This is a genomic window from Actinacidiphila oryziradicis, assembly GCF_005047355.1.
Taxonomy (GTDB): Bacteria; Actinomycetota; Actinomycetes; order Streptomycetales; family Streptomycetaceae; genus Actinacidiphila; species Actinacidiphila oryziradicis.
In genome coordinates, this window is record NZ_SUMC01000150.1 from 1 (window position 1) to 14,221 (window position 14,221).

Genomic DNA, 14,221 nt, shown 5'->3' on the forward strand with positions numbered 1-14,221 from the left:
GCGGATGCCCGCAGCTCGGCCTCCTGCGCGGCCAGCGACGACTCCTGCCCGCTGGTGCCCGAAACCCGCACATACAGCGCCTCACGACGCCCGGCCACATCCGGGCAGCCGGTCAGGACGTCCAACGCCTCGCTGGAGAAGCGCCGTTCACGCCCCACCCACACCACCGGAACCCTGCCCTGGTTCGCCCACAACCGCAGCGTGCCGGGGTGCACACCCACCCGCCGCGCAGCCACCGCCAACCGAAGAAGTTCCATGACGAGAGAACCTACGGCCTCGGCCGCACCCACCACCCTAAACCGGCATAAACATCACACCATCGCAGGAAGCGGGGCGGAATTACCCACAGATCCACACGCACTCTGCTACGCAGCATCCAAAAGGGTCCCTAAGCGAAACCCCCAACAGTTGAAGACCTTTCCTGAGGAAGTTCACAGATAGTCGTCCAGACGCCCCACCGCGTAGCCCTGTTCCTTTATGCGCCGCAGCATGTTGGCGAACATCTGAGTCATAGTGTGGCGCTTGAGCTCCGCCGGCCCCCGGAAGTGGGCCAGGATGATGTCGCCGGGGCTGAGCTTGCGGTCGGCGTTCTGGTACTGCATGTCCCTGATCTGCATCGACTCCTTCCACAGCACCACTGCCTTGGGTCCGCACTCCTTCACCGCCGTCAGCGTGTCGGCGTTGTAGTTCCCGTACGGCGGGCGGAAGAGGTACGGAGCCTTGCCGTACTCCTTCGTCAACTTCTGCTCCTGGCCGCAGATCTCGGCGTGCTGGGCGGCGAGGCCGAGGGTGTTGAGATTGGGGTGCGAAATGGTGTGGTTCTGGATGCTGTTGCCGAGCTGCTGGAGCTTCGTGAAGTAGCCGTAATTCGACTTTATGGCCGCATCGGTGAGGAACATGGTGATCGGCACCCTCAGCTCGCGCATCATGCGGACGAACTCCGGGGCCTTCTCCGCACCGTCGTCGATGGTGATGAAGACGACCTTGTTCCTGGTCGGTATGCGGCTGACCACCGGCACCGGACCGGCACGACCCAGCTTCACCGGCTTCACAGCGGGCGGCACGGGCGCGGCCGGAAGCGGCTGCAGGCCCCACCGCGCCCAGACAGCGGCCGGGGGCGCTGTCGCCGGGGCGGTCGGCTTCCGCGCGGCACGGGCGGCGTCGGGCGTGCCCGTGCCGCGGTCGGTCGTACCGCTGGCCCCGGAATCGCAGCCAGCCAGGAGCATCATCGCGAGTGCCAGTCCTGCGGCACCGCTGGCGACGGATTTGCGCACGCGTTCCCCCGATTCGAAGTTTGGCCGTCGCGCGACACGCGCGCTGGTACGGCTGTGGGTCACCGCTTCAGAGGAGTCGATCACTCCGGGCGTTCATTGATGTACATAAATTATGATATGCGTATTTCCCCCTTCGGGCTGAACCGGGCCAGGCTCAGCACGGGCTCCGGCCGGTTAACTGTGGTGCCGTGCTGCCGGAGAATGACAGGACGCACCACCGCCACCTCCGCGTACACCGGTATGACCGGACCCCGATCAGGGCGTGGGGCCGGGCAGTCCCGCTCTGGTGGCTTTGGTGGATTTGAAAGTGGGTACCGGGCTCGGGTTCCGGCCGCTCGTGGTCCGCGAGGAACGCGATGTCGGGTTGGGCTTCGGGGCCGCAGTGGGACTCGTGACACTCGGCGCCGGGTGCGAGGGGGCGCCGCTGGCGGCCGGTGGCACGAGCGGGGGCGCCGGGACAGTGGTTACCGCAGTCCCCTCCAGGTACATCGGCAGCACCACGGCCACCGCGGCCGCGGCCGCCAGCCCGCCGCCCAACGCCGAATACCAGGCGGTTCTCCATCACAACGGAGACTCCGAGTCGAACTCCCCGCACCTGGCCACCAAGAAATGCGGGCGAGTCGGCACCTGGGCGGCCGCGAACAACGTCAAGATCGACTACGCCCCGGCCAACAGCTCCTGACTGACGACGGGCGGAGGACCGGCCCTGGTCGGAGCCGATCCACCGCCCGTCCCGGAGCCGGACTGCTCAGAGCGCGCCGGCCTCCTCGCGGTCGGTCCGGTCGGCCTCCTCGCGGTCGGTCCGGTCGGCCTCGTCCCGCTCGGGCCGGGCTGCGCGGGCGCCGGCGAACAGGCCGTCGACGGCCCAGGCGCCGGGCCCGGTGATGACGATCAGGAGGAAGGCCCAGGCGTAGAGCGCGGAGAGCTCGCCGCCGTTCTGGATCGGCCACAGGGCGCGCTCCTGGTGCACGGTGAAGTACGCGTACGCCATGGAGCCGGAGCTGATCAGCGCCGCGCCGCGCGTGCCGGCGCCGAGCAGCACCAGGATGCCGCCGATGAGCTGGATGACAGCCGCGTACCAGCCGGGCCAGGTGCCTACGGGGATGGTGCCGCCGTTGCTGCCGACAGCGCCACCGAGGACTCCGAAGATCGAGGCTGCGCCGTGGACGGCGAAGAGCAGGCCGGCGACTACGCGGAAAAGAGCGACGACGTGGGGTTCGATCGCCTTTGTGGAGATCATGACTTTCTCCGTTCGGTCAGTGTGGGGACAGGCCGAATGCGCGATGTGTACATGACAACTATAGGCTGGCGCGAATTAAATCTGTAGGCTTCAACTGTTAATTCGGACCAGCGACCGCGGCCCCCGCGGATCCGTCGTGCGCCGCAGGTCCGGTTCCGGCGACCGCGCCCGCATCAGGGACCGGAAACGGACCGGCCCCCGGCACCTCCGGTGAGACTGCGGCGAGGACGGCGCCTGCCTTGTCCCGCCCGTATACACCATCAGCCCCGGACCGAGTATCTCCACCACTCCCGCGTCGATCAGAGCCACGGGACGGTGCCCTCGGCGATCCTGGAGAAGGCAGCCAGGACGCTGGACTTCGCCCAGCCGGTGAAGATGGACGCTCTCGCCGCCGTCGGCCGCGTCAATGTGGCGAAGCAGGCGCTGGACCAGCAGAGCTACCCGGGCTTCGGGTACGAGATCAGCCAGGGGGCGACGAGCTCCTGGGAGGAGTGGACGTACAGCTCGAACATGGAGACCCACGACCACGCGATGTTCGCCGGCGTAAACCCCTCCCTCTACACCCAGTTGGGGGGGCAGCCAACCGACCGGTCCGGGCTACAGCACGGTGACCATCGACCCGCAGATCCCCAGCAGTCTCCAGCACGCGACCGCGTCGATCGACACCCCGCGAGGCACCGTCGCCACCTCCTGGACCAGGACGGACAGCCGACTCGTCCTGGACGTCACCGTTCCGATCGGGACGACCGCGACCGTCACGGTGCCGCGCTCCGGTCACGGCCACGACAAGGTCATCGCCACGCACGGCGCGCGCTTGCTGCGAAGCGACGGGACCGAAGCCGTCTACTCGGTCGGATCGGGCCATTGGCGTTTCATGACGGGTGGGTGACGTGGCTGCGAGCGGCGTGTCAGGTAACGCCTGCTAAGAAGCCGCGGGAAGGGCCGAGCTCGCAGCCGAGTTTTCGGCACCGACAGCCCTGTTCGGCCCGATCCATCCTCACGTCCGAGGAGATTCTGCGCGCTCACGCCGGATCACGCCCGGATGCGTGGCCGGCCTGGGCCGCGCATCCGGGTGCTCGCCACTACTTGGTGCCGTACACGGCGAGTTCGCTGATCGCCATCTGCCCGCCGGTCTGGCCGCTGTCGTTCGGGCGGTCGGCTATGACCCGGACATAGCGAGCGCTGACGCGCTGGTCCAGTTGGACGCCGGTCGTGCCTCCGGTGCTGTCAGTGCGGTGCGCGACCGTCCAGAATGTCGAGCCGTCGAGGGAGACGTCGATGTGAAAGGCGGTCGCGTATTTGTCGACGGGCATCAGGACGGACACCACGCCGATCGACTCCGGCTGCTGGAGGTCCACCTGCAGCGACCACCGGTAGCGTCCGGAAGCCTGCGCGAAAGTCGTCGCGTCGCCGTCGTCACCGAGCGCCGGCGTGGAGTTCGGCTGCATGTCGGCCTGGGTTCCGTCGATGAACAGCGCCTGGGCCGGGGTTTTCAGCGCGGTGTTGCTGCCGCCTTGGGTGGGGGCGTAGGCACTGATCTCGCTGATCGCCATCTGGTCCCCGGTCTGGCCCGAGTTGTCCGGCTTGTCGGCGACGATACGCAGGTACCGGGCGGTCAGCGATGTGCTGAACTCGACGGGGACGCTCCCCCACCCGCTGTTGTGGACGGTGCCGACGGTGGTCCAGGTGGTGCCGTCGGTCGAGGCGTCCACATGGAAGTCAGTAGCGAAGTGGGCCTGGGGCATTCCGACCGTGATGTATCCCAGGGTCTGAGCCTGCTGCAGGTCGACAACGAGCTGCCACCGGAACTGTCCGCTGGCTTGCACGTACGTGGTGGAGTCGCCGTCCGTTGCGTACGTCAGCTGTGACTCCGGCTGCAGCTGCGCGGTGCTGCCGTCGATGTACTGCGCCACGGCCGGCTTGTGGGCCGCGAGGTTGGTCGGTGCCACGCCCGTCGGCGGTGCCGCGACGCCCGCGTATGCCGATTCGAGGCCGGCGTTGGCCAGCACGGACGCCGGCACGCCGACGCCGGAAGAGGAGACCTGGGTGTTGCCGCTGATGGTGGCGTTGCTCGGGTTCCCGCAGGGCCAGTTGGGTGTGAGGTTCTCGAAGTAGTTGCCGGTGAAGGAGAAGTCGCCGTAGGGGGTGGTGGTCCCCTCCTTGCATCCGCCCATGGAGGAGTTGTTGTTGTTATAGGCGGCGTTGCCGGTCATGGTCACGTACTGGCTGCCGCCGTCGGTGTAGATGGCGAACCCGCCACCGCCGGCGCCTGCGCCGCGTACCACGTTGCCGCTGATGACCAGGCCGCCGGCGAGCGAAGTGCCCTCCTGCCCGAGGACGTAGATGCCGCCGCCGTCGGAGCGCTGCTGCAGGAAGTCGAAGACGAGATTGTTGGTGATCTTGTTGCCGGACGTCTTGGTGGCTGTGCGTCCCCAGCCCCAGTTCGAACTGATACCGCTGTAGGGGACATTGTTTATCTGGTTGTGCGTGATGGTGTCGTTAACGGCGTAGCCCTGGAAAATGCCGACGCCTCCGGTGTACTCGACGGCGACGTTGTGGACCCAGTTGTCGGCGATGGTGTTGCCGGTTGGCAGGACGGAGACGTCAGTGGGGTTCGCGTCGGTGCCGTTGCCGATCTCGACGCCGTTTCCGGATATGTCGGTGAAGACGTTCCCCGTGATCGAGGAGTTGGTAACGCCCTGCCCGAGCTGGAGGCCGGCAGCGCCGAGATGCTGGAACGTGTTGCCTTCGAGCGTCAGCCCGTTGGTGTAGCTGAACGTCACGTTGCCCGGGGTCATCGTCCAGTTGCCGTAGGGGCAGGTTCCCGGATCGGTGCTGGAGAAGCGGTCGCACGAGCCCTGATACTGCCAGGCGTTCGCACCCGTGAGGCGCATGTTGGCCTGGACTTCGGAGAAACCGTCGGTCGCGTTCGGGGAGGTCCAGCCCCCGTACGCGACGGTGAGGCCGCGGATGGCGAGGCCGCGCAGCGGAGTCGACGCGGTGCCGTTGCCCGTGATCACATTCTGCAGGTTCGGGATCTCGACGTCGGCGGTGCTCATCTGCTGGCCCTCACGGGGCAGGTAGTAGATGGTGTGTGCCGGCTTGTCGAGGTAGAACTCGCCCGGGTTGTTCAGCAGTTCCTTCGCGTTCTCGATGTAGCTCGGCAGGTCGGCGTTCACGCCGTACTGCTTCTTCGTGGAGTTGTCGAAGCACGGCTGCTGCATCGTGACGGTGGTCCCCGACACCGACGCGACTCCGCAGCGCATCTGCGTCCAGGCGACGTTGTAGACGAACTCCATGTTGGCGGGGTTCTGCCAGCCGGCGAGGGTCGTGTTGGAGGTCGTGTAGCCCGTGGCTGTGCGGGTGAGGCTGGCCGGCGCCGATCCGGACGCGCGGGTGGCGCGCACACCGTCGACGTAGAGCTGCCGGGTGTCGGTGCCCGCCGGGACCGTCGCGCTCCACAGGCCGTTGGACGCCTGGGTCCACCCGGTGACCTGCTGGCCGCCGCTGATAACCGGGTGGGCGCCGGCAGCCGCCTGGTAGCTGACGGTGTGACCGCCGGTCGCCGAGTCGCCCGCTGCGGGGTCGAACGTGAGGGCGCCGCTGAGTCGGTACGTCCCGTCGGCCAGCACGACGTTGATGTCCGTGGTCATCGTGCTTGTCGCCTGTCGGACCTTGGTCTGCGCCGTCAGCAGTGCGCACGGGGCCGTGGTCGAACAGGTGGATCCCTGTCCGTTGGGGGAGACGGAGTAGACGATGGGGGCGGTGGCGGCTGAGGCAGGAGGCGCGCCGACACCAATAGTGGCAGCCGCGAGGAGCGTTGGCAGTACGCCGATGGCCTTCCGGAATGCTGCTGGGCGCTGGAAACGTCGATGCATGGGTTCTCCGAGACGTCGTTGGTGGAGATAAGTCTGCCGAGGCGGCACGGCATTCCGTGTCACCGATCTGGGGGCGTGGGTGAGGTCGGAATCGTCATGAGCCTCCGTGCGCCGGTAAGGGCCCCGCGGTGACGACGGCTACGGCCACGACGGAAAGCCGGTAGCGACGGTGGAGAAATGACCTCATCGTCTGGTCCTTCGGCAATATGGGGGTAATGGCCTTGCTGGGCAGGGCGATGCCCGGGGAGGTCGGGGCGTGGACGAGCCCCTCGGCGTCCACGTGGCGCTCGCGCGACACGGAAGCCGACGTCACCGGCGACTCGTAGCAGGTGGCGTTCGGGAAGGTCCTGCGCAGGTGAGGTTCGGGATGTCCGAGCCGTGTAACGCCGCACGGAGGCGGTAGGCGTCGGCGAGGTGCGCGATCCGCATGGCACCGGTGATGCCGCCGCGCGCGGCGTCGTACCTGTGCGGACGTCGAAGGCGGCGGCCCTGGCGGCGATGAAATGGCCGCAGTTATGCGGGCGTTGTGGGAGGTCTCGGCGTCGAGCAGCGGGACAGCGACCGCCTGGGCAACGCGTCCGGCAGGTCGAAGCCCGCCGGGCCGTCGTACGGTGCCACGCGGAGGCCGCGTCCCGTCGCGCGTCGCCCCACGCGCGCGGCTTGATGCCGCGGTAGCCGAGTACGAGGCACTGGTCGGCCACGTCGATGAATTCGTCGAGCGGTGTCGACCAGACCGAGGGTCGGCAACGGGAGTTCCTGGATGCGATCGAGCTCCCACATCCGGCACATTCGCGCCGGAGCGGGTCCTGCCCTACCAACTCGGGTCGGAACACTCGCTCAACGAGGACGTCAAGCATCACGCCGGCACCCGGGCGCGCGAAGTTACGCGACCCGGACGGTAGCGGTCGTATGTTGCGCCCGTTCCTTCCCTGCCTGCGTTGCCTGCGCCCTGTCACGTCGAGAGTCCCCTTTCAGCAAATGAATCAGATCCATGGGCTCTTGGCTGACTTAGCGCGTCACTATGACACTTGTGTGTCGTCAGGGGAAGACCTGCATCAAATCTCCGTCTGGCGTGGCGCTTTCGTGCTCCAAAGGTGCGTGACGGGGCAGTGCTCCCCACCTCTTGCGCCGGAAGACTCAGATGCATATCGTCCATCACGGGAAATTAAGCTGACTCTTCACGGTCCCACCACTGGTGGGCCGGCTCGAAGAAGACCCGGGTCTGCGTCTCCAACGAGAAGCGCGCGGTGACGTTGCGCACATAGCGGCCGGGCGGCGGTGGCGACGGGCAGGTCGGTGCTGTATGCGTTGATCACCGGGATGCGGGTGCGGGTGCGGCTGTGGGTGCGGGTGCGGCTGTGGGTGATGTCGAAGTCGCCGACCGCGAGCGTCGCCAGGTACAAGGACTTCGCCGTCGGCGAATTCGTCGGCCTGGCCGAAAGGTCGCGCTGACCGGCACCGGCGCCGGCACGGTGAGCACCAACCTGGCCGCCGGCAAGGCCACCAGCGAGTCCAGCCACGCCGACGTGTACGCGTCGTCGAACGTGACGGACGGCAACCAGGGCACCTACTGGGAGAGCGCCAACAACGCCCTTCCCCAATGGGTACAGGTGGACCTCGCCTCCGCGCAGAGCGCCGGCCGCGTCGTCCTCCAGCTCCCCGCCACCCGGGGTGCCCGCAACCAGACACTGCCCCTGCCGGGCAGCACCGACGGCACGACCTTCACCACCATCAAGGCATCGGCCACCTACACCTTCGACCCCACCACCAACAACACGGTCACCCTCACATTCCCCGCGACCACCCAGCGGTATCTCCGGGTGAACATCACGGCGAACACCGGCTGGCCGGCCGGACAGATATCGGAGTTCCAGGTCTGGAACACCTGATCCACCCCCGACGGTGCCGCCGAGCGCACGCGCACTCGGCGGCACCTTCATGTGGGCGATCTCGAATCGCGAAACAGGGATTCCATGTCGCGGAACCTGGTGTCTATTATGTCCTGATACACCATGGATCGTTATGAAAATTCCGTTACATGGATAAGTACTCCTGTACACCCTGAAAGGAGAAGCGATGTCACAGGCGAGCGGTCGGCACTTCCTGCAGATCCCCGGTCCGACGAACGTCCCCGACCAGGTACTTCGCGCCATATCGGGTCCCACGATCGATCACCGCGGCCCGGACTTCGCGGAGCTCACCTGGCACCTGCTGGATGCGATCAAGCCGGTGTTCGGCACCGCCGGGCCGGTGGTGATCTACCCCTCGTCCGGCACAGGGGCCTGGGAAGCCGCCCTGGTGAACACCCTGAGCCCCGATGACCGGGTGCTGTGCTTCGAGACGGGACACTTCGCGACGCTGTGGCAGGAGATGGCCCGCGACCTCGGACTGCGGGTCGAGTTCGTGCCGGGCGACTGGCGGCACGGTGTCGATCCCGCGCTGGTCGCGGAGAAGCTGGCAGCCGATACCGCCCGGTCCATCAAGGCGGTGTGCATGGTCCACAACGAGACGTCGACCGGCGTGACCAGCCGCCTTCCGGAGATCAGGCAGGCGATCGACGCCACGGGGCACTCCGCGCTGCTATTGGCCGACGCCATCTCCTCGATCGGCTCGGCCGATTACCGGCACGACGAGTGGGGCGTGGACGTAACCGTGGCCGGGGCGCAGAAGGGGCTGATGCTACCGCCCGGGCTGAGCTTCAACGCCATCAGTGACAAGGCACTGGAAGCGTCCCGCACCGCGGGTCTGCGCAGGTCCTTCTGGGACTGGAAGCCGATCATGGAGGCGAACGAGCGCGGTTCCTTCCCCTACACCCCGGCCACCAACCTCCTCTACGGGCTGCGGGAAGCGCTGCGGATGCTCGACGCCGAGGGCCTGCCGGCGGTCTTCGCCCGCCACGCCCGCCACGCCAGGGCCACCCGGGCCGCGGTGCGCGGCTGGGGCCTGGAGGTGGTGTGCCTCGACGAGCGCGAGTACTCCGGCTCGGTGACCGCCGTGCTGGTGCCCCCGGACCAGGACGCCGACAAGATCCGGCGGATGATCCTGGAGCGGTTCGACATGTCCCTGGGCGCCGGTCTCGGCAAGTTCACCGGCCGCGTCTTCCGGATCGGCCACCTCGGCCATTTGAACGACCTGACCCTGGCGGGCTCCCTCGCCGGCATCCAGATGGGACTCCAATTGGCCGGCCTGGACATCGACCCTGGCGGCATCAACGCCGCCCTGGAGGTGCTGGGGTCCGATTGAGGACCGGCGAGCGTACGGACCGCCTCCTTGCAGCGCCCTGAGGAGTGGCGCCGATTGCACCTGCGGGCGGAAGCGACCGGGCATGGCCTGTGAGGCCTCGGAGCAGCGCTTCCCGAACGTGTCCGGCGATCATGAACGGCCCAGCCGGCGCGGAAGCTCCACGAGTACGAGCATGCAAAAAGGGCAACATTCCGGTCTTCTGACACCGGACGTTCACCGACTGGTTGTGGTTCCGAGGCCAGAAGTAAGCCGGAGTACGTCACCTGCCCCTTGAACTTGTGAGCTAATACTCGCAGTTGTTGAGCCCCGCAGGTGAATGAGGTCCGTGTGTCCGAGACTCATGTGTTTCCCAGGAGCACGTACCGGTGAGTGAGGGGAACGGCGAGCACACAGCGTCAGCCACCGGGCGCGCCGAGGCGATGCCCATCTCGCCGGGCCGGCCCCGCCGCCGAGGTCGACGCGGCCGAAATGACGGTGCCCAGAGCCCCTCCGGCATGCCGCTGCCCGGCACCGAACTTCTCGCACGGCTCTCCCACGCCCACCGCGCTCGCCCGGCTGGAGCAGGCGCTGAAAGACCGTACGTCCCCCGGCCCGGGACTGCGGCCGGAACGCTGTGCCGGTGCCATAGGCGACGTCTGAGCGAGCAGGACAGGATGCCCCATGAGGAGCCCGGCCTTTCCAACAGCGCGCCGCCGCAGCCGACGGGCGCCTCCCGGGTCACCGTTCGCCGGGCGGTCGTCATTCCGGCTGTGGCCGGTGACCCCCGCGCCGCCCTGGCGCCGCGCGGTTCGGACCAGGCTGCCGCCACGGCCGTGGTGAGGGCCGTCCCCGAACGAGCAGTTCTGCCCGCTCCGGAGCTGAGTCCAGCGCCCGAGCCGTCCAAGAGCAGCGCGGAGAAGAGCTCGCTAACACCAGGCCACCACGTCGCCGTCGCGGAAGAGATGAGATGCCCATGCCCCGACGCGCTCCCCACCCGCGCCCCTGGCCGCCGCAACCGTGTAGCGCCCATCCAAAGATCACGGTTACAAAGCCGAGACGAAGCGGTCATGGGCTGGTCCTGAGGAACTGATCACATGTTCGCCACACGGGAGGGACCCGGGCCGGCGGACACCGCCAGGGATGTGCGTGCCCTTGGGGGCGTGGTGGATCAGCAAAAGTGAAGGAGAGATGTTTTGGGCAGGCATGGACGTCCGCGGGCGAAGAACGGGCAGCGGGTGGCCGTGATCGCCGTTCCGGCAGTGGCGGCGGTGGCGATGGCTGCCTCCTCCGCGTCCGCGGCGAGCGGGCTGACGGCGGCCGATCAGGCGATGGCTGCGAAGCTGGACCAACGGATGGGCGTTGCACACTTGGGCAGCGATGCGGTGGGCGAGGTCCGGGACGTCGCCTCGGGGCAGACGGTGTGGTCCAAGCAACCCACCACGGTGGTGATGCCCGCATCCACCAACAAGCTGGCGACCGCGGTCGCCGCGCTCACCGTGCTGGGTCCGAACCACACCGTGCAGACCAAAACCGTCTACCACGCCGGAGCGGTGTATCTGATCGGCGGTGGCGATCAGCAGCTCACGACCGCCGGCCTCAAAAGCCTCGCCGCCGCGACTGCCAGTGCCCTGAAGAGTAAGGGCCACCACTCGGTACGGCTGATGGTCGACGACCACCTCTTCGCTGCCCCCACCCTCTCCCCCGGCTGGAACAGCGGCTACTACCCCGATATCGTCGCTCCGGTCCGGGCCCTGCGCATCGAGGGGGACAACACCCAGGACACCGCGCTCACCGCCGGCAAGGTCTTCGCCCAGCAGCTCGCCGCCCAGGGCATCACCGTCGGTACGCCCGCACGGAACGGGAGCACCGCTCTGGCCACGCACAAGTCCAAGTCGCTGTCCTCGACTGTGGAGTACATGCTCAAGTACAGCGACAACGACATAGCCGAGGGCCTGCTACGGCTCACCGCGCTCGGCCAGGGCCGGGCCGCTACCTGGCAGGGCGGCACCGCCGCGGTGCACTCCGTGCTCGTCCAGTACGGCATACCGCTCAGCGGCGTGAGAGAGTACGACGGCAGCGGCCTGTCCCGCAGCGACCGGATGACCGCCGACGCCCTGACCGCCATCGCCGCGCTCGCCGTGGACACCCGCTACCAAGCGACCCTGTCGCCGATTCTGAAGGGCCTGCCGGTCGCCGGCGTTGATGGCACCCTCTCCTCCAGTGAACAGCGTTTCACCACCGCACCCGCCTCCTGCGCCGTAGGAAAAGTCGAGGCCAAGACCGGCACCCTGAGCGACGTGGCCGCCTTGGTCGGGGTCGCCAAAGGCCAGGACGGCCTCTGGAAGAGCTTCGCCTTCGTCGAGAACGGCACCGCCCCCACCGCCACTGTCAAAAGCGGCCTGGACGGTCTTGCCGCCACCGTCGAAGGCTGCTGGTAGAACCTGCCATATCCAGGAACCGGGCGGGTGGTCCCGGTTCCGGTTCCGCACCGGGGCTGGATGTCACGGCCATCGCACGCAAGGCCCGCCGGCGGGCCGCCGCAGCCTCCTGACGAGTCCGCGCCTGGACCTCGCCGCGGGCGGCGGCAAGGTGACGCTAGGGTCCCGATCATGGCCACCACCGCTGTCATCTTCGGGCCACATCCGCCTTCGCCAGGTACTTGGTGGCCGTGTGCACCCACACGCCATCGGAATCAACCCGCCGGCTCACAGGGCGGCACATGGAGGAGTTGGGCTTCACATCCCGGTCCAGCTCCGCACGGGCGACGATGATGTCGTCACGATCCCAGAAGTTCAGCCAGCGACGCACGGGCTCCGGGGTCCGCAGAGGCTGTGGCAGCAGCCGCGGCTGAACCACCGTGCGCATGCCGATGGGCGACCCGAGAGTGATCAGGAGAGGCACCGGCCCCTGGTGGTCGTGGAGGGCTTCGAGAGCCACCACGGTGCCGAGCGAGTGCGCGACAACGACCGTACTGCGGTCATCGGCGAGGCTTTGCGGAACGCGGTCACGAATCCGGCGGTCAAGCGTGCGGCCCGCGCCGTCGGGCTCACCCCGGCCGAGGTACCGGGCGACCTGCGCGAGGTGCCCCACCATGAGCCTGCCTCTCGCCCACTGCCCGGCCTGTCGCGCTCCCGGTGCCGAAAGCAGTGTGGTGCACGCGTTCACCAGCCGTCTGACGAGATCGCCGGTCCCCTGTGCCTGCCCCTGCGGGGCTATCTGGGCCCGGGCGTGCTTCAACAGGCGCTGGTCCCGGTCCGGCTGTCGCTCGGCCAACCGCGCATCGACGTGGGCCAGTAGCAGCTCGGCGAGGATGTGAGCTTCAGCCGGCCCGAGCGACTCCGCCCCACTGCCCTGGAGCCCCCTCTGCCAGAGCGCGGAGCCATTCGCCGAGTTCGGCCTTGGCATCCCGGACGCCACCGATCCCGTGCACAAAGACAAGTCGCGGCTTCATGGCCCCCCAACCTGGAGCGTGTTGGCCACGTGCCGCACATTCCACACTCGAAAGGAGGATACTGCGCAGGCGCGTTGGGACCGTACAAACCCGAGTTATCGAAGTCTGCGGGATCCGTGTCGGTGTTGTGCCCGGCCGTTGGAAGGGGCGGGTGCCAATGATCGCGGGCTCCTTCCCCCGGGATTCGAGCCTGGGCAGCGATCTGCCAATCAAGGCGTTTCCACAGGTCACATGGCTGATCGGATGACCGACGCGCACCGACCGAAAGCCACCCCACCCGACCAGACAGGGGCCAATGACCCATGAACCGCCGAACCCGTACCCCCGGCAACGCCCTGATCCGCTTACGCACAAGGCTCACGGCCCTCGCCGCCACCGCCGCCGTCCTGGCGCTCGGAGCGCTCTGCGCTCCCCCGGCGGCAGCGGCTCCGCCGTCCGACGCACCGCGCGCCGAACTGCGCGGCCTGATCGAGAACGTTACGCAGGCCAACGCCCGCCGCTACCGCACCACCGACAGCGCCGGCCGCACCATGGATGCCGCGAAGGTGGTCCAGGACTCCTCGGGGGGCTATCTGGCCGTCTACCACACACTCCTCGGGGACGGCCGCTTCCACGCCGCCCTCGCCACCTCGTCCGACCTCATGAACTGGACGTTCGGCCGTGACTTCGGGGCCGGCACGTCCCAGCCGACCATCGCCCAGGTCTCCAACGGGGGCTATGTGATGGCCTGGGAACAGGATCCGAGCAATCACATAGCCGTGCGGTACTACCCCGACCGTTCCCATCTGCTGAACGGCAGCGCCACCCGCGCTTTCGATGCCCCGCGCACGCTGTCCGCCTGCGCCGAAGGCACCCCCAATATCTACTCGGTGCAGCTCAGTCCGGACATCGACCACTCAACCATTGACATCGGCGCCCACTACTTCTCGAACTGCGTCGTCGACCGGCAAATGCGAGCGACCCTGAGCAATTTCTCGTCCTGGTCAGCATCCGCGCAGCCGAACTTCGACAACGCTCTGCTCTACTGGGGCGTTGGAGGCGGCGGTCTCAAGTGGTGAGCGCATCAAGCTGACGCGATGAATTCCTGCAATTTTTCTGCCGGAGTCCGCCATCCCAGCGTTTGCCGAGGGCGTCCATTCAGTCGCGCAGCGATCTC

12 protein-coding genes and 2 pseudogenes are annotated in these 14,221 nt (G+C 67.7%); 8 read left to right on the top strand and 6 right to left on the bottom strand.

The window, feature by feature from the left end; all coding sequences use genetic code 11:
* On the bottom strand, positions 1-257 hold a 257-nt coding region (locus FCI23_RS50135), incomplete at its 3' end, for a helix-turn-helix domain-containing protein (protein WP_322974033.1).
* Between the two features lie 174 nt (positions 258-431).
* Positions 432-1,274, bottom strand: coding sequence for a polysaccharide deacetylase family protein (locus FCI23_RS50140; protein WP_246144813.1), 843 nt, complete (start codon positions 1,272-1,274; stop codon positions 432-434).
* A gap of 307 nt (positions 1,275-1,581) precedes the next feature.
* Between FCI23_RS50140 and FCI23_RS64395 the strand changes: the two genes are divergently transcribed.
* Positions 1,582-1,956: a hypothetical protein gene (locus tag FCI23_RS64395; RefSeq protein ID WP_211265828.1), complete on the top strand. Its 375-nt coding sequence runs from the start codon at positions 1,582-1,584 to the stop codon at positions 1,954-1,956.
* A gap of 66 nt (positions 1,957-2,022) precedes the next feature.
* Here the strand turns inward: FCI23_RS64395 and FCI23_RS50150 are convergent, their stop codons facing one another.
* On the bottom strand, positions 2,023-2,514 hold the full coding sequence (locus FCI23_RS50150) for a DoxX family protein (RefSeq protein WP_136730650.1): 492 nt from the start codon (positions 2,512-2,514) through the stop codon (positions 2,023-2,025).
* A 375-nt stretch (positions 2,515-2,889) separates the two neighbouring features.
* Between FCI23_RS50150 and FCI23_RS64400 the strand changes: the two are divergent.
* Together FCI23_RS64400 and FCI23_RS57660 are read left to right on the top strand one after the other, a co-directional pair.
* A pseudogene (locus tag FCI23_RS64400) lies at positions 2,890-3,066 on the top strand (alpha-L-rhamnosidase-related protein); the annotation flags it as partial.
* A 40-nt stretch (positions 3,067-3,106) separates the two neighbouring features.
* Positions 3,107-3,403, top strand: a pseudogene (locus FCI23_RS57660) (alpha-L-rhamnosidase C-terminal domain-containing protein); the annotation flags it as partial.
* Between the two features lie 193 nt (positions 3,404-3,596).
* Here FCI23_RS57660 and FCI23_RS50160 read toward each other — a convergent pair.
* Together FCI23_RS50160 and FCI23_RS61665 are read right to left on the bottom strand one after the other, a co-directional pair.
* A complete protein-coding gene (locus tag FCI23_RS50160; RefSeq protein ID WP_136730652.1) occupies positions 3,597-6,392 on the bottom strand; it encodes a discoidin domain-containing protein in 2,796 nt (931 codons plus the stop codon).
* A gap of 94 nt (positions 6,393-6,486) precedes the next feature.
* Positions 6,487-6,705: a hypothetical protein gene (locus FCI23_RS61665; protein ID WP_246144814.1), complete on the bottom strand. Its 219-nt coding sequence runs from the start codon at positions 6,703-6,705 to the stop codon at positions 6,487-6,489.
* Positions 6,706-7,688: 983 nt separating this feature from the next.
* Between FCI23_RS61665 and FCI23_RS57665 the strand changes: the two genes are divergently transcribed.
* The 4 genes from FCI23_RS57665 (at position 7,689) to dacB (ending at position 12,052) form a co-directional block, all read left to right on the top strand.
* Positions 7,689-7,844 carry a hypothetical protein gene (locus tag FCI23_RS57665; protein WP_211265829.1) on the top strand — a complete coding sequence of 52 codons (156 nt, stop codon included), beginning with the start codon at positions 7,689-7,691 and terminating at the stop codon, positions 7,842-7,844.
* A 20-nt stretch (positions 7,845-7,864) separates the two neighbouring features.
* On the top strand, positions 7,865-8,281 hold the full coding sequence (locus FCI23_RS50170) for a discoidin domain-containing protein (RefSeq protein ID WP_246144815.1): 417 nt from the start codon (positions 7,865-7,867) through the stop codon (positions 8,279-8,281).
* 187 nt (positions 8,282-8,468) lie between these two features.
* Complete coding sequence (locus tag FCI23_RS50175) at positions 8,469-9,635, top strand: pyridoxal-phosphate-dependent aminotransferase family protein (protein WP_136730653.1); 1,167 nt, start codon at positions 8,469-8,471, stop codon at positions 9,633-9,635.
* A 1,172-nt stretch (positions 9,636-10,807) separates the two neighbouring features.
* On the top strand, positions 10,808-12,052 hold the full coding sequence (dacB, locus tag FCI23_RS50180; protein WP_246144816.1) for a D-alanyl-D-alanine carboxypeptidase/D-alanyl-D-alanine endopeptidase: 1,245 nt from the start codon (positions 10,808-10,810) through the stop codon (positions 12,050-12,052).
* A 187-nt stretch (positions 12,053-12,239) separates the two neighbouring features.
* On the opposite strand, the gene FCI23_RS50185 is transcribed toward dacB, so the two are convergent.
* Positions 12,240-13,019, bottom strand: coding sequence for an alpha/beta hydrolase (locus tag FCI23_RS50185; RefSeq protein ID WP_322974034.1), 780 nt, complete (start codon positions 13,017-13,019; stop codon positions 12,240-12,242).
* Between the two features lie 348 nt (positions 13,020-13,367).
* Between FCI23_RS50185 and FCI23_RS50190 the strand changes: the two genes are divergently transcribed.
* Positions 13,368-14,123, top strand: coding sequence for a hypothetical protein (locus FCI23_RS50190; RefSeq protein WP_136730654.1), 756 nt, complete (start codon positions 13,368-13,370; stop codon positions 14,121-14,123).
* The last annotated feature ends 98 nt before the right edge of the window (positions 14,124-14,221 follow it).

Coding starts and splice junctions, on each gene's coding strand:
- FCI23_RS50185 (WP_322974034.1), bottom strand. CDS start 13,019: ATGCCAAGGCCGAACTCGGCGAATGGCTCCGCGCTCTGGCAGAGGGGG.
- FCI23_RS50150 (WP_136730650.1), bottom strand. CDS start 2,514: ATGATCTCCACAAAGGCGATCGAACCCCACGTCGTCGCTCTTTTCCGC.
- FCI23_RS50190 (WP_136730654.1), top strand. CDS start 13,368: ATGAACCGCCGAACCCGTACCCCCGGCAACGCCCTGATCCGCTTACGC.
- FCI23_RS50175 (WP_136730653.1), top strand. CDS start 8,469: ATGTCACAGGCGAGCGGTCGGCACTTCCTGCAGATCCCCGGTCCGACG.
- FCI23_RS50160 (WP_136730652.1), bottom strand. CDS start 6,392: ATGCATCGACGTTTCCAGCGCCCAGCAGCATTCCGGAAGGCCATCGGC.